Source organism: Klebsiella sp. C283, from assembly GCF_048822555.1.
Taxonomy (GTDB): Bacteria; Pseudomonadota; Gammaproteobacteria; order Enterobacterales; family Enterobacteriaceae; genus Klebsiella; species Klebsiella quasipneumoniae.
Window position 1 is genome coordinate 61,267 of record NZ_JBMEZS010000003.1, and the last position, 23,290, is coordinate 84,556.

27 protein-coding genes are annotated in these 23,290 nt (G+C 57.8%); 23 read left to right on the plus strand and 4 right to left on the minus strand.

Annotated elements, in window-relative coordinates:
- Positions 1–13: 13 nt before the first annotated feature.
- From rpmF to ACOI7Z_RS06065, 21 genes are all read left to right on the plus strand, one after another.
- Positions 14–187, plus strand: a complete 174-nt coding sequence (gene rpmF, locus ACOI7Z_RS05965; protein WP_000290724.1) for a 50S ribosomal protein L32 — start codon at positions 14–16, stop codon at positions 185–187.
- A 203-nt stretch (positions 188–390) separates the two neighbouring features.
- Positions 391–1,488 (plus strand): phosphate acyltransferase PlsX, encoded by a 1,098-nt coding sequence (gene plsX, locus ACOI7Z_RS05970; protein WP_201785712.1) that lies wholly within the window; start codon positions 391–393, stop codon positions 1,486–1,488.
- 53 nt (positions 1,489–1,541) lie between these two features.
- Positions 1,542–2,495, plus strand: coding sequence for a beta-ketoacyl-ACP synthase III (locus ACOI7Z_RS05975; RefSeq protein WP_002899288.1), 954 nt, complete (start codon positions 1,542–1,544; stop codon positions 2,493–2,495).
- A gap of 15 nt (positions 2,496–2,510) precedes the next feature.
- Positions 2,511–3,440: an ACP S-malonyltransferase gene (fabD, locus tag ACOI7Z_RS05980; protein WP_048334680.1), complete on the plus strand. Its 930-nt coding sequence runs from the start codon at positions 2,511–2,513 to the stop codon at positions 3,438–3,440.
- 12 nt (positions 3,441–3,452) lie between these two features.
- On the plus strand, positions 3,453–4,187 hold the full coding sequence (fabG, locus tag ACOI7Z_RS05985; protein WP_002899294.1) for a 3-oxoacyl-ACP reductase FabG: 735 nt from the start codon (positions 3,453–3,455) through the stop codon (positions 4,185–4,187).
- Positions 4,188–4,397: 210 nt separating this feature from the next.
- The gene (acpP, locus tag ACOI7Z_RS05990) at positions 4,398–4,634 is read left to right on the plus strand and encodes an acyl carrier protein (RefSeq protein ID WP_000103754.1); all 237 of its coding nucleotides are present in this window, start codon (positions 4,398–4,400) and stop codon (positions 4,632–4,634) included.
- Positions 4,635–4,723: 89 nt separating this feature from the next.
- Complete coding sequence (fabF, locus tag ACOI7Z_RS05995) at positions 4,724–5,965, plus strand: beta-ketoacyl-ACP synthase II (RefSeq protein ID WP_002900666.1); 1,242 nt, start codon at positions 4,724–4,726, stop codon at positions 5,963–5,965.
- A 125-nt stretch (positions 5,966–6,090) separates the two neighbouring features.
- Positions 6,091–6,900: an aminodeoxychorismate lyase gene (gene pabC, locus ACOI7Z_RS06000; protein WP_065881741.1), complete on the plus strand. Its 810-nt coding sequence runs from the start codon at positions 6,091–6,093 to the stop codon at positions 6,898–6,900.
- Between the two features lies 1 nt (position 6,901).
- Complete coding sequence (gene yceG / locus ACOI7Z_RS06005) at positions 6,902–7,924, plus strand: cell division protein YceG (RefSeq protein ID WP_023289140.1); 1,023 nt, start codon at positions 6,902–6,904, stop codon at positions 7,922–7,924.
- The gene (tmk, locus tag ACOI7Z_RS06010; RefSeq protein WP_023289141.1) at positions 7,914–8,555 is read left to right on the plus strand and encodes a dTMP kinase; all 642 of its coding nucleotides are present in this window, start codon (positions 7,914–7,916) and stop codon (positions 8,553–8,555) included. Before yceG ends, tmk begins: the two co-directional genes overlap by 11 nt.
- Positions 8,552–9,556, plus strand: a complete 1,005-nt coding sequence (holB, locus tag ACOI7Z_RS06015; RefSeq protein WP_069603905.1) for a DNA polymerase III subunit delta' — start codon at positions 8,552–8,554, stop codon at positions 9,554–9,556. Before tmk ends, holB begins: the two co-directional genes overlap by 4 nt.
- A 10-nt stretch (positions 9,557–9,566) precedes the next feature.
- Entirely contained in the window at positions 9,567–10,361 is a 795-nt protein-coding gene (locus ACOI7Z_RS06020; protein WP_032452441.1) for a metal-dependent hydrolase, read from the plus strand.
- Positions 10,362–10,657: 296 nt separating this feature from the next.
- Complete coding sequence (gene ptsG, locus ACOI7Z_RS06025) at positions 10,658–12,091, plus strand: PTS glucose transporter subunit IIBC (RefSeq protein WP_002900680.1); 1,434 nt, start codon at positions 10,658–10,660, stop codon at positions 12,089–12,091.
- Between the two features lie 261 nt (positions 12,092–12,352).
- A complete protein-coding gene (hinT, locus tag ACOI7Z_RS06030; RefSeq protein WP_032452442.1) occupies positions 12,353–12,709 on the plus strand; it encodes a purine nucleoside phosphoramidase in 357 nt (118 codons plus the stop codon).
- 4 nt (positions 12,710–12,713) lie between these two features.
- Complete coding sequence (locus ACOI7Z_RS06035; protein WP_004204572.1) at positions 12,714–13,088, plus strand: YcfL family protein; 375 nt, start codon at positions 12,714–12,716, stop codon at positions 13,086–13,088.
- Positions 13,089–13,109: 21 nt separating this feature from the next.
- A complete protein-coding gene (gene lpoB, locus ACOI7Z_RS06040) occupies positions 13,110–13,748 on the plus strand; it encodes a penicillin-binding protein activator LpoB (protein ID WP_072096711.1) in 639 nt (212 codons plus the stop codon).
- Entirely contained in the window at positions 13,729–14,556 is an 828-nt protein-coding gene (gene thiK / locus ACOI7Z_RS06045; protein ID WP_065881735.1) for a thiamine kinase, read from the plus strand. The genes lpoB and thiK overlap by 20 nt, the downstream gene beginning before the upstream one ends.
- Positions 14,557–14,579: 23 nt before the next feature.
- Positions 14,580–15,590, plus strand: coding sequence for a beta-N-acetylhexosaminidase (nagZ, locus tag ACOI7Z_RS06050; RefSeq protein ID WP_167878548.1), 1,011 nt, complete (start codon positions 14,580–14,582; stop codon positions 15,588–15,590).
- Positions 15,591–15,625: 35 nt separating this feature from the next.
- On the plus strand, positions 15,626–16,168 hold the full coding sequence (ycfP, locus tag ACOI7Z_RS06055) for an alpha/beta hydrolase YcfP (RefSeq protein WP_002900775.1): 543 nt from the start codon (positions 15,626–15,628) through the stop codon (positions 16,166–16,168).
- Between the two features lie 244 nt (positions 16,169–16,412).
- Entirely contained in the window at positions 16,413–17,717 is a 1,305-nt protein-coding gene (locus ACOI7Z_RS06060) for an NAD(P)/FAD-dependent oxidoreductase (RefSeq protein ID WP_008805997.1), read from the plus strand.
- A gap of 193 nt (positions 17,718–17,910) precedes the next feature.
- The gene (locus tag ACOI7Z_RS06065) at positions 17,911–18,450 is read left to right on the plus strand and encodes a glycine zipper 2TM domain-containing protein (protein ID WP_002900781.1); all 540 of its coding nucleotides are present in this window, start codon (positions 17,911–17,913) and stop codon (positions 18,448–18,450) included.
- A 57-nt stretch (positions 18,451–18,507) separates the two neighbouring features.
- On the opposite strand, the gene ACOI7Z_RS06070 is transcribed toward ACOI7Z_RS06065, so the two are convergent.
- Positions 18,508–20,697 carry a TonB-dependent siderophore receptor gene (locus ACOI7Z_RS06070; protein ID WP_065881729.1) on the minus strand — a complete coding sequence of 730 codons (2,190 nt, stop codon included), beginning with the start codon at positions 20,695–20,697 and terminating at the stop codon, positions 18,508–18,510.
- Positions 20,698–20,765: 68 nt separating this feature from the next.
- Here ACOI7Z_RS06070 and ACOI7Z_RS06075 point away from each other — a divergent pair, with 68 nt between their 5' ends.
- A complete protein-coding gene (locus tag ACOI7Z_RS06075) occupies positions 20,766–20,888 on the plus strand; it encodes a hypothetical protein (protein WP_048326277.1) in 123 nt (40 codons plus the stop codon).
- A gap of 52 nt (positions 20,889–20,940) precedes the next feature.
- Here the strand turns inward: ACOI7Z_RS06075 and ACOI7Z_RS06080 are convergent, their stop codons facing one another.
- Together ACOI7Z_RS06080 and ACOI7Z_RS06085 are read right to left on the minus strand one after the other, a co-directional pair.
- Positions 20,941–21,576 (minus strand): TetR/AcrR family transcriptional regulator, encoded by a 636-nt coding sequence (locus ACOI7Z_RS06080; protein ID WP_023289148.1) that lies wholly within the window; start codon positions 21,574–21,576, stop codon positions 20,941–20,943.
- On the minus strand, positions 21,573–21,692 hold the full coding sequence (locus tag ACOI7Z_RS06085) for a hypothetical protein (protein ID WP_044522093.1): 120 nt from the start codon (positions 21,690–21,692) through the stop codon (positions 21,573–21,575). Before ACOI7Z_RS06085 ends, ACOI7Z_RS06080 begins: the two co-directional genes overlap by 4 nt.
- Before the next feature lie 133 nt (positions 21,693–21,825).
- Between ACOI7Z_RS06085 and bhsA the strand changes: the two genes are divergently transcribed.
- Entirely contained in the window at positions 21,826–22,083 is a 258-nt protein-coding gene (gene bhsA, locus ACOI7Z_RS06090) for a multiple stress resistance protein BhsA (RefSeq protein WP_002900788.1), read from the plus strand.
- A 128-nt stretch (positions 22,084–22,211) separates the two neighbouring features.
- On the opposite strand, the gene ldtC is transcribed toward bhsA, so the two are convergent.
- A complete protein-coding gene (gene ldtC / locus ACOI7Z_RS06095; protein ID WP_087848979.1) occupies positions 22,212–23,165 on the minus strand; it encodes a L,D-transpeptidase LdtC in 954 nt (317 codons plus the stop codon).
- Between the last annotated feature and the right edge of the window lie 125 nt (positions 23,166–23,290).

The following is a 23,290-nucleotide window of genomic DNA, read 5'->3' on the forward strand; positions in this document are numbered from 1 at the left end:
AGGAGTAAGGTCCATGGCCGTACAACAGAATAAACCAACCCGTTCCAAACGTGGCATGCGTCGTTCCCATGACGCGCTGACCGCAGTCACCAGCCTGTCTGTAGACAAAACTTCTGGTGAGAAACACCTGCGTCACCACATCACTGCCGACGGTTTCTACCGCGGTCGCAAGGTTATCGCTAAGTAATCACGCGATACTCGCAGGATTTCCCGTTGCAGGCCATGGCGGGCGTGTGCGTACCTGGACACTCGGTTAACCCGGTAACCAGAAGCGTCAATGCCCGGATTGTTGCGTCAGCAGCGTGAAAATTCGCGGGTGCCAGCGTGATGAAGCTTAGTGAGGACTCCCCGGGCAACTGGGGAATCACCGAACCGGGCAGCGACGATACCTTGACACGTCTAACCCTGGCGTTAGATGTCATGGGGGGCGATTTCGGCCCATCCGTGACAGTGCCTGCAGCACTGCAGGCACTGAACTCTAATTCGCAACTCACACTTCTTTTAGTCGGCGATCCCGACGCCATCACGCCATTACTCGCCAAAGCTGACTTCGAACAACGTTCGCGTCTGCAGATTATTCCTGCGCAGTCAGTTATTGCCAGTGATGCGCGACCCGCACAGGCTATCCGCAGCAGTCGCGGAAGCTCAATGCGCGTGGCGCTGGAGCTTGTGAAAGAAGGGCGGGCGGAAGCCTGCGTTAGCGCCGGCAACACCGGCGCGCTGATGGGCCTGGCGAAACTGCTGCTCAAGCCGATCGAAGGTATTGAGCGGCCGGCGCTGGTGACGGTTTTGCCGCACCAGCAGAAAGGCAAAACCGTGGTGCTGGATCTCGGCGCCAACGTCGACTGCGACAGCACGATGCTGGTGCAGTTCGCGGTGATGGGCGCGGTACTGGCGGAAGAGGTGGTCGGCATTGCCAATCCACGCGTCGCCTTGCTTAACATCGGCGAAGAAGAGATGAAAGGCCTCAGCAGCATCCGCGATGCTGCCGCAGTGCTCAAAACGCTGCCTTCCCTCAACTACATCGGCTATCTTGAAGCCAATGAACTGTTGACCGGAAAAACCGATGTGCTGGTTTGTGACGGATTCACGGGCAACGTCACATTAAAAACCATGGAAGGTGTTGTCAGAATGTTCCTTTCACTGCTGAAATCTCAGGGAGAGGGCAAAAAACGGTCGTGGTGGCTGCTGTTACTAAAACGTTGGTTACAAAAAAGCCTGGCGAGGCGATTCAGTCACCTCAACCCCGACCAGTATAATGGCGCCTGTCTGTTAGGATTGCGCGGTTCCGTGATCAAGAGTCATGGTGCTGCCAATCAGCGCGCCTTTAGCGTCGCGATAGAGCAGGCAGTGCAGGCGGTGCAGCGGCAAATTCCTCAACGGATCGCCGCGCGCCTGGAATCTTTATACCCAGCTGGTTTCGAGCTGCCGGAAAGCGACAGTGACGTGAACGCCCGACAGCAAAGCGGGACGAATGGACACCACTGACGCCGCGGCGGTTGAACGAGGCGGGTATATTACCCAAGAGTGACTGAGCGTACATGTATACGAAGATTATTGGTACCGGCAGCTATCTGCCCGAGCAAGTGCGTACAAACGCCGACCTGGAAAAAATGGTAGAGACCTCTGACGAGTGGATTGTCACCCGCACAGGTATCCGTGAGCGTCGTATTGCCGCAGCGCATGAAACAGTTGCTACGATGGGCTTTGAAGCCGCAAAGCAGGCGCTGGCGATGGCGGGGGTGTCCGCGGAGCAAATTGGTCTGATCATCGTTGCGACCACCTCCGGCACGCACGCGTTTCCGAGTTCGGCTTGCCAGATTCAGTCTATGCTGGGCGTCAAAGGCTGCCCGGCGTTTGACGTCGCGGCCGCCTGCGCCGGTTTCACCTATGCGCTGAGCGTCGCCGATCAGTATGTGAAAAACGGCGCGGTGGATTATGCGCTGGTCGTTGGCGCTGATGTGCTGGCGCGCACCTGCGATCCGGCCGATCGTGGGACGATTATTATTTTCGGCGATGGCGCCGGCGCGGTGGTGCTGGGCGCCTCCGAAGAGCCTGGCATTATCTCGACGCATCTGCATGCTGACGGTAGCTATGGCGAACTGCTGACCCTGCCGAACGCCGATCGCGTCGATCCGGAAAATCCGATCTATCTGACGATGGCCGGTAATGAAGTCTTCAAAGTGGCGGTCACCGAGTTAGCGCATATCGTTGATGAGACGCTGGCCGCGAACAATCTTGAACGTTCAGCGCTGGACTGGCTGGTGCCGCATCAGGCAAACCTGCGGATCATCAGCGCGACGGCGAAGAAACTGGGCATGTCGATGGATAACGTCGTAGTGACCCTCGACCGCCATGGCAACACCTCCGCGGCGTCAGTCCCTTGCGCGCTGGATGAGGCCGTCCGCGATGGCCGCATTCAACGTGGGCAGCTGATTTTGCTGGAAGCCTTTGGTGGCGGTTTCACCTGGGGTTCCGCGCTGGTTCGTTTTTAGTATAAGGATTTAAACATGACGCAATTTGCTTTTGTGTTCCCGGGACAGGGCTCTCAGGCCGTAGGCATGCTGGCCGATATGGCGGCGACCTGGCCAGTCATTGAAGAGACCTTCGGTGAAGCTTCCGCAGCGTTGGGTTACGATCTGTGGGCGCTGACGCAACAGGGCCCGGCAGAAGAACTGAATAAGACCTGGCAGACCCAGCCGGCGCTGCTGACCGCCTCCGTGGCGCTGTACCGCGTCTGGCAGCAGCAGGGCGGCAAAGCGCCGGCGCTGTTGGCAGGCCACAGCCTTGGCGAATACTCCGCGCTGGTTTGCGCGGGCGTTATCGCTTTCGCTGATGCCGTTCGCCTGGTTGAACTGCGCGGCAAATTCATGCAGGAAGCCGTACCGGAAGGTACCGGCGCCATGTCAGCGATTATCGGTCTGGACGACGCGGCTATTGCCAAAGCCTGTGAAGACTCGGCCGAAGGGCAGGTTGTCTCTCCGGTGAACTACAATTCCCCGGGACAGGTGGTTATCGCCGGTCACAAAGAGGCCGTCGAACGCGCAGGCGCCGCCTGTAAAGCCGCGGGCGCTAAACGCGCGCTGCCGCTGCCGGTGAGCGTGCCCTCCCACTGTGCGCTGATGAAGCCCGCTGCGGAAAAACTGGCGCTTGAGCTGCAGAACATCACCTTCAACGCGCCGACGATTCCGGTGGTAAATAACGTCGACGTGAAGTGCGAAACCGCGCCGGACGCCATTCGCGACGCGCTGGTACGCCAGCTGTATAGCCCGGTTCAGTGGACCAAAACCGTTGAGTTTATGGCTGCTCAGGGCGTCACGCATCTGTATGAGGTTGGCCCGGGTAAAGTCCTCACCGGCCTGACCAAACGTATTGTTGACACCCTGACCGCTTCCGCGCTTAACGAGCCGGCGGCGATGTCTGCGGCGCTTGAGCAATAAAAGAGGAAAACCATGAGTTTTGAAGGAAAAATCGCGCTGGTTACCGGTGCAAGCCGCGGTATTGGCCGCGCCATCGCTGAAACGCTCGTCGCCCGCGGCGCGAAAGTTATCGGTACTGCGACCAGCGAAAGCGGCGCGCAGGCGATCAGCGACTATTTAGGCGCCAACGGTAAAGGTCTGATGTTGAATGTGACCGACCCGGCATCTATTGAATCTGTTCTGGAAAATGTGCGCGCAGAGTTTGGCGAAGTGGATATCCTGGTGAATAATGCCGGGATCACTCGCGACAACCTGTTAATGCGCATGAAAGATGACGAGTGGAACGATATTATCGAAACCAACCTGTCATCGGTTTTCCGTCTGTCAAAAGCGGTAATGCGCGCTATGATGAAAAAGCGTCATGGACGTATTATCACTATCGGTTCTGTGGTTGGTACCATGGGAAATGCGGGTCAGGCCAACTACGCTGCGGCGAAAGCGGGTCTGATCGGCTTCAGTAAATCACTGGCGCGTGAAGTTGCGTCACGCGGTATTACTGTAAACGTTGTTGCTCCGGGCTTTATTGAAACGGACATGACGCGTGCGCTGACCGATGAGCAGCGTGCGGGTACGCTGGCGGCAGTTCCTGCGGGGCGCCTTGGCACCCCAAATGAAATCGCCAGCGCGGTGGCATTTTTAGCCTCTGACGAAGCAAGTTACATCACTGGTGAAACCCTGCACGTCAACGGCGGAATGTACATGGTCTGACCGAGATTTGTGCAAAACGTTCAGGAACCGCGCACTTCGCACGGTTCTGTGTGCGGTTTTGTGCGAAAAGATTTGCGTTCTTAGGGCAAACGGCCTCAAAATAGCGCAAAATCGTGGTAAGACCTGCCGGGATTTAGTTGCAAATTTTTCAACATTTTATACACTACGAAAACCATCGCGAAAGCGAGTTTTGATAGGAAATTTAAGAGTATGAGCACTATCGAAGAACGCGTTAAGAAAATTATCGGCGAGCAGCTGGGCGTTAAGCAGGAAGAAGTTACCAACAATGCTTCCTTCGTTGAAGACCTGGGCGCTGATTCTCTTGACACCGTTGAGCTGGTAATGGCTCTGGAAGAAGAGTTTGATACTGAGATTCCGGACGAAGAAGCTGAGAAAATCACCACCGTTCAGGCTGCCATTGATTACATCAACGGCCACCAGGCGTAAGTGAACATCTCCAGGCGGTCATTCGACCGCCTGAGTTTTATCTTTTTTTTGTCCCACAAGAATCTATTTTCCCTCCCTGGAGGACAAACGTGTCTAAGCGTCGTGTAGTTGTGACCGGACTGGGCATGTTGTCTCCTGTCGGCAATACCGTAGAGTCTACCTGGAAAGCTCTCCTTGCCGGTCAGAGTGGCATCAGCCTGATCGACCATTTCGATACTAGCGCCTATGCAACGAAATTTGCTGGCTTAGTAAAGGATTTTAACTGTGATGACATCATCTCGCGCAAAGAGCAGCGCAAGATGGATGCCTTCATTCAATATGGAATTGTCGCTGGCGTTCAGGCCATGCAGGATTCTGGCCTTGAAGTGACGGAAGAGAATGCTACCCGTATTGGCGCCGCGATCGGCTCCGGTATTGGCGGCCTCGGCTTGATCGAAGAAAACCACAGTTCGCTGGTCAACGGCGGACCGCGTAAGATCAGCCCATTCTTCGTTCCCTCCACAATTGTTAATATGGTGGCCGGGCATCTGACCATCATGTTTGGTCTGCGTGGACCAAGTATCTCCATCGCGACCGCCTGTACTTCAGGCGTGCACAACATCGGTCAGGCTGCGCGCATCATCGCCTATGGCGATGCCGATGCGATGGTGGCAGGCGGTGCGGAAAAAGCCAGTACCCCGCTTGGCGTGGGCGGCTTTGGCGCAGCGCGGGCGCTCTCCACGCGCAATGACAACCCGCAGGCGGCAAGCCGTCCGTGGGATAAAGATCGCGACGGCTTCGTGCTGGGCGACGGCGCGGGCATGGTGGTGCTGGAAGAGTACGAGCATGCGAAAAAACGCGGCGCGAAAATCTACGCCGAGATCGTCGGCTTCGGCATGAGCAGCGATGCTTACCACATGACGTCACCGCCGGAAGATGGCGCGGGCGCCGCGCTGGCGATGGTGAATGCCATTCGCGATGCGGGCATCGAACCGGGCCAGATCGGCTACGTCAATGCCCACGGCACCTCGACGCCGGCTGGCGATAAAGCGGAAGCGCAGGCGGTTAAGTCTGTCTTCGGCGATGCGGCGAGCCGCGTACTGGTGAGCTCCACCAAATCCATGACCGGGCATCTGCTGGGCGCGGCAGGGGCGGTAGAGTCGATTTACTCTATCCTGGCGCTGCGCGATCAGGCAGTTCCGCCGACGATCAACCTCGACAACCCGGATGAGGGCTGCGACCTCGACTTCGTTCCGCACGAAGCGCGTCAGGTTTCCGGTATGGAGTACACCCTGTGCAACTCCTTCGGCTTCGGCGGCACTAATGGTTCGCTGATCTTCAAAAAAGTGTGACAGGGCTTGCCCCGGTACTGCTTTAACAAAAGGCCCGTTCGTCGGGCCTTTTTTATTCGGCTTTCTCCGCTTGTCCTCTGCTCCGTGTCCTGAGACACTCACCGACCTGTGAAAAGGAGTCCTTTATGTTCTTGATAAATGGCGTTGAACAGGACACGCTGGCGGCGAACGATCGCGCCGTCCAGTTTGGCGACGGTTGTTTTACCACCGCCCGTATACAGCACGGGCAGGTTGCGTTACTGGACGCCCATCTGCAGCGTTTGCAGACGACCTGCGAAAAATTACGCATCCCATTTGACGACTGGCTGACGTTGAGCGACGAGATGCAGCGCCTGGCTCGGCCGCGCGCCCTGGGTGTGCTTAAGGTGGTTCTCACCCGCGGCGTCGGGGGGAGGGGATACAGCACGGCGGGCTGCGCGTCGCCCACCCGCATTCTGAGCGTCTCTTCGCTTCCGGCGCACTACGCGCGCTGGCGGGAGGAGGGCATTACCCTGACCCGGAGCCCGGTGCCCCTGGGGCGCAACCCCTGGCTGGCCGGTCTGAAGCATCTTAATCGTCTGGAGCAGGTGCTGATCCGCTCTCATCTTGAACAGACGGACGCCGATGAGGCGCTGGTCCTTGACAGTGACGGGTGGCTTACGGAATGCTGTGCCGCGAATTTATTCTGGCGTCAGGGACGGGATGTCTTTACTCCGCGACTCGATTATGCCGGGGTCAACGGCATAATGCGGCAGCGTTGTATCGCGCAGCTGGCACCATCGACGTTTCGCGTTGTCGAAGTGACAGCGCGTCCCGAGACGTTGCGGGAGGCCGATGAAGTGCTGATCTGCAATGCGCTTATGCCGCTGGTGCCGGTTCGTCGCTGGGAGGAGACCGTCTGGTCCTCTCGCGAGCTTTACCATTTTTTAGCCCCTTTGTGTGAGCTGTCTGGTTAGTATGAAGAAAATGTTACGTTTTATCCTGTTGCTGGTCGTGCTGTTGGGCATCGCCGCGGCGGCAGGAATGTGGAAGGTACGCCAACTGGCGGACAGCAAGCTGCTGATTAAAGAAGAGACCATCTTTACCCTCGAAGCCGGCACCGGCCGGCTGGCGCTGGGGCAGGATCTCTATCGTGAGAAGGTGATCAATCGTCCGCGCGTGTTCCAGTGGCTGCTGCGGATGGAGCCTGAGCTGTCTCACTTCAAAGCCGGGACCTATCGCTTCACGCCGCAAATGACGGTGCGCGAAATGCTGCAGCTGCTGGCCAGCGGCAAAGAGGCGCAGTTTCCGTTGCGCTTTGTCGAAGGCATGCGCGTCAGCGACTACCTTCGTCAGCTGCGCGATGCCCCCTACGTGAAGCACACGCTTGAAGACGATAGTTACGCGACGGTGGCTAAGGCTTTAGGTCTTGACCACGCCGACTGGGTGGAAGGTTGGTTCTGGCCGGATACCTGGATGTACACCGCCAATACCAGCGACATCGCCATCCTCAAGCGCGCGCATCAGAAAATGGTCACCGAAGTGGCGAAGGTCTGGGAAGGACGGATGGATAATCTGCCCTATGACGATCAGAATCAGCTGTTGACCATGGCCTCGATTATTGAGAAAGAGACCGCGGTGGCGGAAGAGCGCGATCGCGTCGCGTCGGTGTTTATCAACCGCCTGCGCATCGGCATGCGTTTACAGACCGATCCAACGGTGATCTACGGGATGGGCGAAGGGTATAATGGTAAGTTAACGCGTAAGGATCTGGAGACGCCGACCGCGTACAATACCTATACCATCAGCGGCCTGCCGCCAGGCCCTATTGCGGTGCCGGGCGAAGCGTCGCTGAAGGCGGCCGCCCATCCGGCGAAAACGCCATACCTCTATTTTGTCGCCGACGGGAAAGGGGGCCATACGTTTACCACAAACCTGGTCAGCCATAACCGCGCGGTGCAGGACTATCTGAAAGTACTTAAGGAAAAAAATGCGCAGTAACTATATCGTCATCGAGGGGCTGGAGGGCGCCGGGAAGACCACCGCACGTCAACTGGTGGTGGAGACGCTGCAGTCGGCAGGTATTCACGATATGGTGTTTACCCGTGAGCCGGGGGGCACAATCCTTGCCGAAAAACTGCGTAGCCTGGTGCTGGATATCCAGTCTACGGGCGATGAAGTGATTAACGATAAAGCGGAAGTGCTGATGTTTTACGCGGCGCGCGTCCAGCTGGTGGAGACCGTGATTAAGCCTGCTCTGGCTCGCGGCCAGTGGGTGATCGGCGATCGTCACGATCTCTCCACTCAGGCCTATCAGGGCGGCGGCAGGGGGATTGACCGCACGATGCTGGCGACGCTGCGTGATGCCGTTCTCGGCGATTTTCGACCTAATTTGACGCTGTACCTCGACGTCACGCCGGAAGTGGGGCTGCGGCGCGCCCGCGCCCGCGGCGAACTGGATCGCATTGAGCAGGAGTCCATGAACTTCTTCAATCGTACCCGTGCGCGCTACCTTGAGCTGGCCGCGGCGGATCCTTCTATCCGCACGGTGGACGCGACGCAGCCGCTGGATGCCGTCGCGCGCGATATTCGCGCCACGATCGTCCAGTGGATGGCGGAGCAACCGGCATGAAATGGTATCCGTGGCTGCGCCCCTCGTTCGAGCAACTGGTCGGTAGCTATCAGGCCGGACGAGGCCACCACGCCTTACTGTTACAATCCCTGAGCGGGATGGGCGGCGAGGCGTTGATTTATGCGCTGTGCCGCTTCCTGATGTGCCGCCAGCCCGAAGGGCATAAAAGCTGCGGTCACTGCCACAGTTGCCAGCTGATGCAGGCCGGTACGCACCCTGATTACTACCCGCTGAGCCCCGAGAAAGGCAAGAGCGCGCTGGGTATTGACGCGGTGCGCGATGTCAACGACAAGCTCTATGAGCGCGCGCGCCTCGGTGGGGCGAAGGTGGTATGGATTAGCGATGCCGCCTTGCTGACCGATGCCGCCGCCAACGCATTGCTGAAAACGCTGGAGGAGCCGCCGGAAAATACCTGGTTCTTCCTCGCCTGCGAGGAGCCGGCGCGTCTGCTGACCACTCTGCGCAGTCGCTGCCGCCTGCACCACCTGTCGCCGCCGACGGAATCTTATGCCCTGGCCTGGCTGGAGCGTGAGGTGAACCTGCCGCAGGAGGCGCTGCTGACCGCGTTACGTCTGTGCGCCAGCGCGCCGGCCGCCGCGCTTGAGCTGCTTAAGGAGCCGCAGTGGACGGCGCGACAGCAGCTGTGTCAGGCGCTGGCGACCACGCTGGCGAGCGGTGACTGGCTGGCGCTGCTGCCGATACTCAATCATGAACAGGCGGCGGTTCGCCTGCACTGGCTGGCATCGCTGCTGGTCGATGCGCAAAAACGACAGCAGGGAATTGCCCTGGTGAGTAATCCGGATGTCTGGCCGCTGCTGGAGCAGCTGGCGCATAGTCTGCCCGCCTCCCGGCTGCAGGCGATTGCCCATGACGTCTGTACCTGCCGCGAGCAATTGCTGAACGTCGTCGGCGTCAACCGCGAACTGCTGCTCACCGAGCGCCTGCTGCGCTGGGAACATTACCTGCAACCCGGGACGGTTTTACCCGTCTCCCACCTCTGAGTGAGACATTATGTTTTTAGTCGACTCCCACTGCCATCTTGATGGTCTGGATTATCAAACTCTGCACAAAAACGTCGATGACGTGCTGGCAAAAGCGGCCGCGCGCGATGTGAAATTTTGCCTGGCGGTCGCCACGACGCTGCCTGGCTACCGCAGTATGCGCGAGCTGGTAGGGAGGCGTGACAATGTCGTTTTCTCCTGTGGCGTGCACCCGTTAAACCAGGACGAGCCCTACGAGGTGGAGACGCTGCGCACGCTGGCGGCGGAAGAGGGCGTCGTCGCGATGGGAGAGACCGGGCTGGACTATTTTTATACCCCGGAAACCAAAGCCCAGCAGCAAACCTCATTCCGTGACCATATCCGCATCGGCCGGGAGCTGAATAAGCCAGTGATCGTGCATACCCGTGACGCACGCGCCGATACCCTGGCCATTTTACGTGAAGAAAAGGTGACGGATTGCGGAGGCGTACTACACTGTTTCACTGAGGACAGGGAGACGGCGGGTAAGCTGCTCGACATGGGGTTCTATATCTCGTTTTCCGGTATCGTCACTTTCCGTAACGCCGAGCAACTGCGCGATGCGGCGCGCTATGTTCCGCTGGATCGTCTGCTGGTGGAGACCGATTCGCCGTACCTGGCGCCGGTACCCCATCGCGGCAAAGAGAACCAGCCGGCGATGGTTCGTGACGTTGCTGAATACATGGCGGTACTGAAGGGTGTGTCGCTGGAGCAACTGGCTCAGCAGACCACCGACAATTTTGCCACGCTGTTCCACATTGACCCCGCCCGCTTGCAACCTGCTTGATCTGCTTATTATTTTAAGGCTCGTAATTAATAGCCAAAGCGAGTAAAGTTCACCGCCACAAAAGTGGCGGTGAAGGTTTTTTGGCAACATCTGGATACAACTTATGTAAGCTGATGTAAATTTTTACCGGAAGGCTGATTGAAACGTGATAGCCGTCAAACAATCATCCCGTTAATTATTTTACTCTGTGTAATAAATAAAGGGCGCTTAGATGTCCTGTCCACGGCGCGGTTCTCCCCCCGGGCCAATGCGTGAAAACGTAAAAAAGTACCAAATACTCAGGAGCACTCTCAATTATGTTTAAGAATGCATTTGCTAACCTGCAGAAGGTCGGTAAATCGCTGATGCTGCCGGTATCCGTACTGCCTATCGCAGGTATCCTGCTGGGCGTCGGTTCCGCAAACTTCAGCTGGCTGCCAGCCGTGGTCTCCCACGTTATGGCAGAAGCAGGCGGTTCTGTTTTCGCCAACATGCCGCTGATCTTCGCTATCGGTGTGGCCCTCGGCTTCACCAATAACGACGGTGTATCCGCACTGGCTGCAGTCGTAGCTTACGGCATCATGGTGAAAACCATGGCGGTGGTTGCGCCGCTGGTGCTGCATTTACCTGCTGACGAGATTGCGGCAAAACACCTGGCTGATACCGGCGTGCTTGGCGGTATTATCTCCGGTGCTATCGCCGCGTACATGTTCAACCGCTTCTATCGCATCAAGCTGCCAGAATATCTCGGCTTCTTTGCGGGCAAGCGCTTTGTACCGATTATCTCTGGTCTGGCCGCTATCTTCACCGGCGTGATTCTCTCCTTCATTTGGCCGCCGATCGGTTCCGCGATCCAGACCTTCTCCCAGTGGGCTGCTTATCAGAACCCGGTGGTGGCGTTTGGTATCTACGGTTTCATCGAGCGTTGCCTGGTGCCGTTTGGTCTGCACCACATCTGGAACGTTCCTTTCCAGATGCAGATCGGCGAATACACCAACGCGGCGGGTCAGGTATTCCACGGCGATATCCCGCGCTACATGGCAGGCGACCCGACTGCGGGCAAACTGTCTGGCGGCTTCCTGTTCAAAATGTACGGTCTGCCGGCAGCGGCTATCGCGATTTGGCACTCTGCTAAACCGGAAAACCGCGCCAAAGTGGGCGGTATCATGATCTCCGCCGCGCTGACCTCGTTCCTGACCGGTATCACCGAGCCGATCGAGTTCTCGTTCATGTTCGTGGCGCCGATCCTGTACGTTATCCATGCCATCCTGGCGGGTCTGGCGTTCCCGATCTGTATCCTGCTGGGTATGCGTGACGGTACCTCGTTCTCTCACGGCCTGATCGACTTTATCGTGCTGTCCGGTAACAGCAGCAAGCTGTGGCTGTTCCCGATCGTCGGTATCTGCTATGCGATCGTGTACTACGTCATTTTCCGCGTGCTGATTAAAGCCCTGGATCTGAAAACCCCGGGTCGTGAAGATACCACCGAAGAGAGCAAAGCTGGCGCAACCAGCGAGATGGCTCCGGCTCTGGTCGCCGCTTTCGGCGGTAAAGAGAACATCACCAACCTCGACGCATGTATTACTCGTCTGCGTGTTAGCGTGGCGGATGTAGCGAAAGTTGACCAGGCTGGCCTGAAAAAACTGGGCGCCGCTGGCGTGGTAGTGGCAGGTTCTGGCGTACAGGCCATCTTCGGTACCAAGTCCGATAACCTGAAAACTGAAATGGATGAGTACATCCGTAACAGTTAAGACGTAGTATCGGGGAGACTAAGGCAGCCAACTGGCTGCCTTTTTTACGTGACCAGATCGGCCTTCCAGAGGCGATAACCCCGCAAACTGTCCGCCAAATGCTTATTCCCTCAGCAGCTAAGTCCATAGTTGAATAAGAAAAAGAGCTTTCAGGTTGAAAGAGAGGGAGGATGTCGCTCATACTCTTACCGGAACCTGTGCGTCCGCGTTTATCTGCAGAAGCAGGCCAGCGTACGGGATAAAACTAATAAGGAATCAGTCATGGCAGAAGAAACGATTTTCAGCAAAATCATTCGCCGGGAGATCCCGTCGGATATGGTTTATCAGGATGAGCTTGTGACCGCTTTTCGCGACATCTCCCCGCAGGCGCCCACCCACATTCTGATTGTCCCGAACGTTCTGATTCCTACCGTAAATGACGTTACCACTGAACATGAACTGGCCCTGGGCCGGATGATGACCGTCGCGGCGAAGATTGCCCGCGATGAAGGCCTCGCCGACGATGGCTACCGGTTAATCGTCAACTGCAACCGTCACGGCGGCCAGGAAGTTTACCATATCCATATGCATCTGCTGGGCGGTCGTCCGCTGGGTCCGATGCTGGCGCACAAAGGCTAACGTCATGCTCAGGACCCTTTTGGGCGCGTGTCTGGCGGCGGGGCTGCTGGCCGGATGTAGTTCACATCCGGAGATCCCGGTTTCTGACCAGCAGGCGCTGGTGATGGAGTCGAGCGTGCTGGCCGCCGGGATCAGCGCCAGCGAGCCTGTCGTCGTGGCGACGGAGATCCAGGCCACCGCCTCCTCTACGCTGTATAACGAGCGCCAACAGCCGGTCACCGTGCATTATCGTTTTTTCTGGTATGACGCCCGAGGGCTGGAGATGCACCCTCTGGAGGCGCCGCGCACCATCGTGGTTCCGGCTCGCTCCTCGGTGACGTTGTATGGCAGCGCCAATATCCTGGGGGCGCATAAGGCCCGCCTTTATCTTTATCTGTAAGGGGTAATTATAATGATGAAAATGTGTCGCTATGCGTTAATCACAGCACTGGCGATATTCCTCGCAGGCTGTGCGGGGCTGCGTGAGCAGCCCGCGCCGGTAGAAGAGGCCAAACCGCAGCCGCAGCAGCCTGCGCAGCCGCAGCCCACGGTGCCGACGGTACCGGCGGTGCCATCCGTCCCGTCGCAGCCAGGACCGATTGAGCATCAGGATCAGCAGTCGGGTCAGCCGGCGCCGCGCGTGCGTCATTATGACTGGAACGGCGCGGTGCAGCCGATGGTGGGACAGATGCTGCAGGCGGGCGGGGTCAATGCCGGCAGTATTCTGCTGGTTGACAGCGTGAACAACCGCACCAACGGTTCGCTGAATGCCGGAGAAGCTACCACCGCGTTACGCAACGCGCTGGCGGGCAACGGCAAATTTACCCTTGTTTCACCGCAGCAGCTGGCGGTCGCCAAGCAGCAACTGGGCCTGTCGCCGCAGGACAGCCTCGGCAGCCGCAGCAAAGCCATGGGCATCGCCCGCAACGTGGGCGCGCAGTATGTGCTTTACTCCAATGCCACCGGCAACGTCAACGCGCCTGAGCTGAAGATGCAGTTGATGCTGGTGCAAACCGGCGAGATTATCTGGTCAGGTAAAGGTGCTGTTCAGCAACAATAAGCTAACGCGCGACGAGCTCTTGTCGCGCTTCTTTCCCCACTATCATCCTGTCGCCTCGCTGAGCCAGACCGGCCTCAGCGGCGGCAGTGTGATTATCAGCGACGGCGACCGGCGACGAGTGCTGCGTCAGCCGCACGACCCGTCTGCCGCTGCCTGTTATTTTCGCCGTCAGTATCGCGCGCTGCGCCGGCTGCCTGCCAGGCTGGCGCCCAACCCCCTGTTTTACTCGCCCTGCTGGATGGTGGTGGAGTATTGCGCGGGTGAGGTGAAAAGCGAGTTACCTGACTGCCCGCAGCTGTCTGGCTTATTGTATGATTTGCATCAGCAACCGCGGTTCGGCTGGCGTGTTAGTCTCGGGCCGCTGCTGGCGCAGTACTGGCAGAGGAGCGATCCGGCCCGGCGCACGCCGCGCTGGTTACGCTGGCATCAGCGGCTGTGCCGCCGGGGCGAGCCTCGTCCTCTGCGCCTGGCGCCGCTGCATATGGACGTCCATGCCGGCAATATTATCCACAGCGACGCCGGTCTGAAGCTGATCGACTGGGAATATGCCGGCGATGGCGATATCGCGCTGGAGCTGGCCGCCGTATGGATCGCCCCTGGCGAGCGCCGCCAGCTGGTGATGGCGTATGCCCGGCGGGCGGCCATCGACCCGCAGCAGCTATGGCGGCAGGTGGCGCGCTGGCGTCCGTGGGTACTGCTGCTGATGGCGGGCTGGTATGAAATGCGCTGGCGGCAGAGCGGGGATCGGCAATTTATCACGCTGGCAGATGAAACATGGTGTCAGTTAGACAACGAACGCAAAGGATAAGAGAGGTCAGTGTGGGCCCAGTGATGTTGGATGTTGAAGGGTATGAACTGGATGCGGAAGAGCGAGAGATTCTGGCGCATCCGCTGGTGGGAGGGTTGATCCTCTTCACCCGAAATTATCACGATCCGGCGCAGCTGCGGGAGCTGGTGCGCCAGATCCGCGAAGCCTCCCGTAACCATCTGGTGGTGGCGGTCGATCAGGAAGGGGGACGCGTTCAGCGTTTCCGCGAAGGCTTTACCCGTTTACCGGCGGCCCAGTCTTTCGCCGCGCTGCTGGGGATGGAAGAGGGGGGCAAACTGGCCGCCGAGGCCGGCTGGCTGATGGCCAGCGAAATGATCGCCATGGACATCGATATTAGCTTTGCGCCAGTGCTGGACGTCGGCCATATCAGCGCCGCGATCGGCGAACGTTCTTATCATGAAGATCCGCAGAAAGCGCTGACGATGGCGCGTCACTTCATTGACGGCATGCACGCCGCGGGCATGAAAACCACCGGCAAACACTTCCCGGGACACGGGGCGGTGACTGCCGATTCGCATAAAGAAACCCCATTCGATCCGCGTCCGGCATCGGTCATCCGCGACCACGATATGGCGGTATTCAAAAGCCTTATCGCCGAGCAGCGTCTGGATGCCATTATGCCGGCGCATGTAATTTATCCAGAGCTCGATCCGCGCCCGGCCAGCGGTTCAGCGTACTGGTTGAAGACGGTGCTGCGCGGCGAGCTGGGCTTCGACGGGGTGATTTTCTCCGACGATCTGTCGATGGAAGGGGCGGCGATCATGGGCAGCTATGCCGAACGCGGCCAGGCATCGCTCGACGCCGGTTGCGATATGATACTGGTCTGCAATAATCGTAAGGGCGCGGTCAGTGTGCTGGATAACCTGTCGCCGATCAAAGCAGAGCGTGTTACGAAATTGTATCATAAAGGTTCCTTTTCCCGTCAGGAGTTAAGGGATTCAGCCCGTTGGAAAACGGTGAGTGCCCAGCTGGAGCAGCTTCATGCGCGCTGGCAAGAGGCGAAGTCCGCGTAACGCTCTGCGGGGCGTTGTTGTCTGGTGAGGATGCGATGATTATCTATTTACACGGTTTTGACTCGAACAGCCCCGGTAACCACGAGAAGGTGATGCAGTTGCAGTTTATTGACCCTGACGTGCGGTTGATAAGCTACAGCACGCGCCACCCCAAGCACGACATGCAGCATTTGCTGAAAGAGGTCGATAAAATGCTGCAGCTTACCGCCGATGACCGGCCGCTGATCTGCGGCGTTGGACTCGGCGGTTACTGGGCTGAGCGGATTGGTTTCCTGTGCGATATTCGTCAGGCGGTGTTCAATCCGAACCTGTTTCCGCATGAGAATATGGAAGGCAAAATCGACCGACCGGAAGAGTATGCTGACATCGCCACCAAGTGCGTGACCAACTTTCGCGAGAAGAACCGCGATCGCTGCCTGGTGGTGCTTTCCCGGCAGGACGAAGCGCTGGACAGCCAGCGTTCCGCCGACCTTCTGCACCACTATTATGAAATTATCTGGGATGAAGAGCAGACCCATAAGTTTAAAAACATCTCGCCGCACCTGCAGCGGCTGAAAGCGTTTAAAACCCTCGGTTAAGCCTTTTCCCCTGTCTCCAAACCCGCGCCGGGTTCACCGCGCGGGTTTTTTCATGTCTACACTTATTGGTTTCGCTGAAAAAATACGCGACAAAACTTGATGCACATCAATTTTGGTATGACCAATGCACCGTTCATGGTATTCTCGACAGTGCTGAATGGTTTCATTGACGTAACTTGTTGTTAAATAAAGGCTATTTTAATAACTTTTATTTAACAATTGGTTAATAATTTTAGGGGTACACATGACTACGCCATTGAAAAAAATCGTAATTGTGGGTGGCGGCGCAGGCGGACTGGAACTGGCAACTCAGCTGGGGAAAAAGTTAGGGCGCCATAAGAAAGCGAAAATCACCCTGGTGGACCGTAACCACAGCCATCTGTGGAAGCCGCTGCTGCACGAAGTGGCCACCGGTTCTCTGGATGAAGGCGTTGATGCGCTGAGCTATCTGGCCCATGCCCGCAATCACGGTTTCCAGTTCCAGCTGGGGTCGGTGGTCGATATCAATCGCGAAGGGAAGACCATCACCCTCGGCGAGCTGCGCAATGAAAAAGGCGAGCTGCTGGTGGCTGAGCGTAAACTGCCGTACGACACGCTGGTGATGGCGCTGGGCAGTACCTCGAATGACTTCAACACCCCTGGGGTGAAAGAGAACTGCATTTTCCTCGACAACCCGCATCAGGCGCGTCGTTTCCATCAGGAGATGCTCAACCTGTTCCTTAAGTACTCCGCGAACCTTGGCGCTAACGGTAAAGTGAACATTGCCATCGTCGGCGGCGGCGCCACCGGCGTGGAACTCTCCGCTGAGTTGCATAATGCCGTGAAACAGCTGCACAGCTACGGTTACAAAGGGCTGACCAACGAAGCGCTGAACGTCACGCTGGTCGAAGCGGGCGAACGCATTCTGCCTGCGCTGCCGCCGCGCATTTCCGGCGCGGCGCACAATGAGCTGACCAAGCTGGGCGTACGGGTGCTGACGCAGACCATGGTCACCAGCGCCGATGCGGGCGGCCTGCACACCAAAGATGGCGAATATATTGAAGCGGATCTGATGGTCTGGGCGGCCGGGATCAAAGCGCCAGATTTCATGAAAGAGATCGGCGGCCTGGAAACCAACCGTATCAATCAGCTGGTGGTTGAGCCGACGCTGCAGACCACCCGCGACGCGGATATTTTCGCCATCGGCGACTGCGCCTCCTGCGCCCGTCCGGAAGGCGGGTTTGTGCCACCGCGTGCTCAGGCGGCGCACCAGATGGCCACCTGCGCGCTGAATAACATCCTCGCGCAGATGAAAGGCAAACCGCTGAAGGCGTATACCTATAAAGACCATGGCTCGCTGGTGTCGCTGTCCAATTACTCCACCGTCGGCAGCCTGATGGGCAACCTGATGCGCGGCTCGATGATGGTGGAAGGGCGCATTGCGCGCTTCGTGTATATCTCCCTGTACCGTATGCACCAGATCGCCCTGCACGGCTATTTCAAAACCGGCCTGATGATGCTGGTTGGGCGCATCAACCGCATCATTCGCCCGCGCCTCAAGCTGCACTAATCGCTATCGCGACCCGGAGCGCGCCCTGGCGGCGCCTCCGGGCTCTTCTGCTGAACCGGCGGTGATCCCGCTCGGAATCCTCTGAATCCCTTTGATTTGCAGCGAATTCTCGCACTTTTCATCCGCTATCTGATTTGCGCCTTGCCGGGTCCGGTTGCAAAATTGTATCAACAGCAACAAAGGAGGATCTCCCGTGAATAAATCTATGTTGGCGGGTATAGGGATAGGCGTGGCTGCCGCGCTGGGCGTTGCAGCTGTCGCTGGTCTCAACGTGTTAGATCGCGGCCCGCAGTATGCGCAAGTGGTCTCCAGTACACCGATTAAAGAAACCGTGAAAACGCCGCGCCAGGAATGCCGTAATGTCACCGTGACCCATCGTCGTCCGGTACAGGATGAAAACCGCATCGCCGGTTCCGTGCTGGGCGCGGTGGCGGGCGGGGTGATTGGCCACCAGTTCGGCGGCGGTCACGGACGCAGCGTGGCGACGGTGGTGGGCGCACTGGGCGGCGGCTATGCCGGTAACCAGATCCAGGGCGCGATGCAGGATAACGACACCTACACCACCACGCAGCAGCGCTGCAAAACGGTGTATGACAAATCCGACAAAATGCTGGGCTACGATGTGACCTATAAGATAGGCGATCAGCAGGGGAAAATCCGTATGGATCACGATCCTGGCAGCCAGATCCCGCTGGACAACAACGGCCAGCTGGTCCTGAATAACAAAATCTAAAAACAGATTTGTGTAATGATTAGCCCCTCAATCGCTCAGGCTGAGGGGCTTTTTTTGTCAGAAAGTTAACGCGTAATTCAGACCGAAGGTACGGCCACGGCCTTTGTATTCATACAGCGACGAGCTGCCGTAGGTTGGGCTGTAGAGCAGCGGCGCGCGCTGGCCCCAGATGGTGACATAATCTTCGTTAAGCAGGTTTTCGATACTGAAGGTCAGTTTCCCCACCGGCAGCGCGTAACTGCCGATAAAATCGACGGTATTATAGCCTTCCAGCTTGTTGCCGGCGGCGTCGCTGAGGTCAAACACCTGCTGGCTCTGCACGCGCAGGCTCCACGGATCCGGCGCCCAGCCTACCCAGGCGGTGGCTTTGGACGGCGAGGCGAGGGTGACGTCCCATTTTTGCCAGCGGCCATCGGTCTGCACCTGTGATTTCAGCACGTTGAAGTTGCCGCCGACGCTCCACTCGCTGTCCGGAATAAAGTAATCGACCGCCCCCTCAACGCCGTAAATACGCCGCTTGTCGGACTGAACATCGATGGTCATGTCGGTACGGTTGACCACGATGGTCTTATCCGAAGTCGAGTAATACGCCGCCAGCTGGGTGCGCAGGTTATCGCCGGTGTAGCGCCAGCCCAGCTCATACGAGTTAACTTTGATCCCCTGCAGCGGCGAGTCATCGACGTTGACGCTGGAGAGCAGCGGCAGATGACCATTGACCGCGGCGCCGTATTTCCCGATGCCATAGTATTTACCCGGATCCGGCAGCTCAACGCCCTGCGAGAAGTTAAACCAGGTCTGTTGACGCTCGGTCAGATGGGCGACGATCCCGGCGTTAAACAGGAAGTTGTCATAATCGGTTTTGCCGCCTTTGATGGCGTCGGCGGAGCGCGCTTTGCCGTTGGCGATATCCTGTTGCTGGGCGTAGCCGACAAAGTCGTCAACCCGGTTTTCGGTCCACTGGTAGCGAACCCCGCCGCTGATGGTAAAGATATCGTTCAGATCGTAGCTTGACTGCAGGAACGGCGCGACGTTGGAGATGCTGTATCCCGGGTAGCGGCCGGTGGTGTAGATCGATTCGTTGTGCAGCCCGCCGGAAGCCAGCGATTGTTGCAGATCGAAGAACATCTGATTGGCATTGAAGGTCTCATGATCGGCGTCGAGACCCCAGGTAAGATCCCAGCCCGCCAGCGGCTGACTGTTCAGGGTCAGCTTTGCCCCATACTGATCGGTATCCTGCTGCGACGAGGAGAAACTGCTGACCTGGCCTTTGCTGAGCGTCGGGAACGGATAGAAGGTGAGGGATTCATCGCGATAGTACACCTGGCTCACCAGATTCTGACCGAAGAAGTCGGCATCGGAGTACTGGAGGCTGATCAGATGGCGCTCGGTGCCGGGGATACGATCGGAATTGAGCCCATCGGTGGTGTACGCTTTGCCGCCGCTGGTCACCGCGGACATATTCTTTCCGAGCCACAGGCCATAGTCATCATCGCCCTGGCTTTTATAATACTGGGTGACCAGCTGCAGCTGGCGGTTGTCGTCGATCTCGATCGTCCCCGTTCCCATGACGTCCAGACGGTCAGAGTGCTGGAGCCCCGTTTGGGTGTTATCGAGGAGCAGCGCATCGTTGTTGCCGTCGTACCAGCCGCCGAAACGCTGATAGGCTACCGATAAACGCCCGGACGCGTGGTCTGTCCCGCCGCTGACGGCCGCCGCGACGCGCTCATCATGATCGTTGCTGTTGGCAAACCCGCTCTTGCTGCCCACCTCAAGATCGACCTGCCGATCCTGCTGCCCTTTTTTGGTGACGATGTTGATAAGTCCGCCGGTACTGCCGCCGCCGTACAGTGAGGTCGCCCCGGAGATCACTTCGATATGTTCGATGTTGAATGGATCGATGGCGTCGAGCTGGCGACTGTCGGTGCGTGAGGAGTTGAGCCGGACGCCGTCAATCAGCACGACGATGGCGCGCCCGCGCATGTTCATCCCGTAATTGGTGCGCCCCTGGCTGCTGACATCGATGCCCGGGATCAGCTGCGCCAGCACGTCTTTGAACTCTTTCCCGCCCTGGACCTGCTGCTCAATCTCCTGGCCCTCAATGACCCAGGTGGTTTGGGCCATCTCGGCCACGGTACGGTGGGTGCGGTTCGCGCTAACGATGATGCTGTCTTCATCAGACTGAGCCGCCAGCGCAGGCAGCGCGCTGGCCAGCAGCAGAGGGTGGAGCACCCAGAGGCGCTTTTTCATATCCATTCCTTTTATGAGCAAGTTGCTTTGTCGTTGTTATGGGCCGGCGTCGGCCGGTATTCGTTACAATGCGAAACATCTGGAAAAACTCAAAAAAGGATTTTGCACATAATGAATATCGCAATCAATATCATTTGCGTTTATCTTGCGTGAGAAAAGGTAATAAAAATCAATCTATTTTGTGGGGGTAAAGCGAAACGGCGGGCGGTTCCGGCGGCAGAATACCGCCGGAAGCGGGGCGCATCAGGACTCGAGGACCAGCGGCCAGAGACGGAGAGTGGTGTCAGTGATTTGCATCAGTTTGTCGAAATCGGCGCCTTCCCGTGCGCTGATGGACATCCCCTGCAGGACACAGTTGAGAAACTGCGCGAGCTGCGCCACGTCGCGGCCCGCGGGCAGTTCGCCCTGCGCTTGCCGCTGCTGCAGAAACTGGGTTAGCGCCTGCTCCTGCATCGCATGGCGGGATTTGATGGTGTTGGCGATATCCGTCGAGGAGGCGGCCAGCGCGGCGGAGGTATTGATGATAAAGCAGCCGGCCGGCGTCTCTTTGCTGGTAAAGCAGGTGGCGACCGCGGTGAAGTAGTCGCGCAACGCCCGATCGACGGTTTTTCCCTCAGCAAACAGCACGGCTTCGTGCTTCGCGGCAAAGCGCGAAATGTAACGATCCAATACTGCGCGGAACAGTCCTTCTTTATTCACAAATTCCGCATACAGGGTGGGGGCTTTTGCTCCTGTCGCCTCGACCAGATCGGCGAGCGAGGTCGCCTCATAGCCGTGCTGCCAGAAGAGTGTCATGGCTTTGTCCAGCGCCGCATCCCTGTCGAACACCTTCGGTCGGCCACGGCTTTTTTTGGCGCAACTTTGAACGTCAGTTGTCATGATGCCGTTGTACCTATGTTGGTTTGATGAATGGCCATTATAAAAATAAACGATCGCCGGGGCCAGCGCTGTTGGTTCAAAAATAAATAATTCATATGCGTATGAAAATTAAGCATTTTATAAATAGTTAAACGATCGTTATAAAAATGCGTTGACGTGTGACTTAGATCACATTATTATTTACCTATCGATCGTTAAGTTAATGCTTACGACCCTACTATAAAATTCATCTGCATAGGTATAATAATCATGAAAACCGTTAATACTCTGGCTATTGCCGCCGTGCTTAGCTCCCTCTCTTTCGCCAGCTTTGCCGCTGTTGAGGTGCAGTCCACCCCAGCCGGCCAGCATAAAGTGGGCACCATCTCTGCGTCCGCAGGGACTAACCTGGGGTCGCTGGAAGACCAGCTGGCGCAGAAAGCGGATGAAATGGGCGCCACCTCATACCGTATTACTTCGGTAACCGGCCCGAATACTCTTCACGGTACCGCGGTTATCTACAAGTAAACCCGATGCGTCGCTGCCCGGCCCCCTTCACCGGTCAGCGATGAGTAAGACCCTGTTGTACCCCTGTTTGACCCTTGCCAACAAAAAACCCGCCGTCAGGCGGGTTTTTTGTTTTCTGCAGCGTGAGGTTACAGCGACTGCGGACCAGGGCCGGCATGACGGGTAACGTCAATGGGCATGCCCGAGCGGTAATTCATCGCGCGCTCCATTACCGTGCCGTCGGTCTGCGGCGCCTGTTTGAACGCCTTCATGGCCGCGTTAAGCGTAATAGGCAGCGTCTGCGGGTCGTCATCGATATGCTCAGACAGCGGCTGGTGGATTTCGACCAGACGGCGGCCGTCCGGCTCCACCGACGCCTTAATCGGCGTGTTGATAATATTCACCTTCGTGCCCGGCGAGATCGCGTTGTACAGCGCCTTGATATCGTTGTCGCGCAGACGAATACAGCCGGAGCTGACGCGCATGCCGATGCCGAAATCGGCATTGGTGCCGTGCAGGAGATAGACTCCGCCATAGGCGGCAAGGCGGATGGCGTGATGGCCCATCGGGTTGTCAGGACCGGCAGGCACCACCGCCGGCAGCTCAATCCCCATCGCTTTGTAGCGCGCGCGAATGTTAGCGGTTGGCGTCCAGGTCGGATTAGCCCGCTTGTCGGACACGGTGGTGACCATCGTCGGTGTGATGGTGGTTCCGCCCAGTTGGCCGATGCCGATCGGGTAGACGGTCACTTCATTCTTGCCCGGCGGGTAATAGTAGAGGCGCAGTTCGGCAAGGTTGATCACCAGCCCTTCGCGCGGCGCATCGGGCAGCAGCGTCTGCAGGGGGATAGTCAGCACGCTGCCGGCGCGCGGAACATAGGGGTCTACCCCGGGATTGGCCTGCAGCAGGGCCAGAAAGCCGACATTGTACTTTTTGGCAATCGCCTCCAGCGAACCGCCGTTATCCTGCACCACATGGAACTGATTCTGCCCCACCAGCCGGCTGCCCGGCGGGGGAAGGGGCCAGGTGTTAGCGCGCGCAGGCAGCGCCAGCGCGGCAACCAGCGCGACCAGCGCCAGCGCCAGGGGGAAACGGTTTCTCATTACCATAACTCCAAAATATATAACTGGTTATTTTTATATGAAAAAGGAGATGAGATTATGGCGTGAGTCTGTGTGGGGAAATCCAGGCGGATTGCAAAATGTTTGTAAAGATTGCCAGATATGTG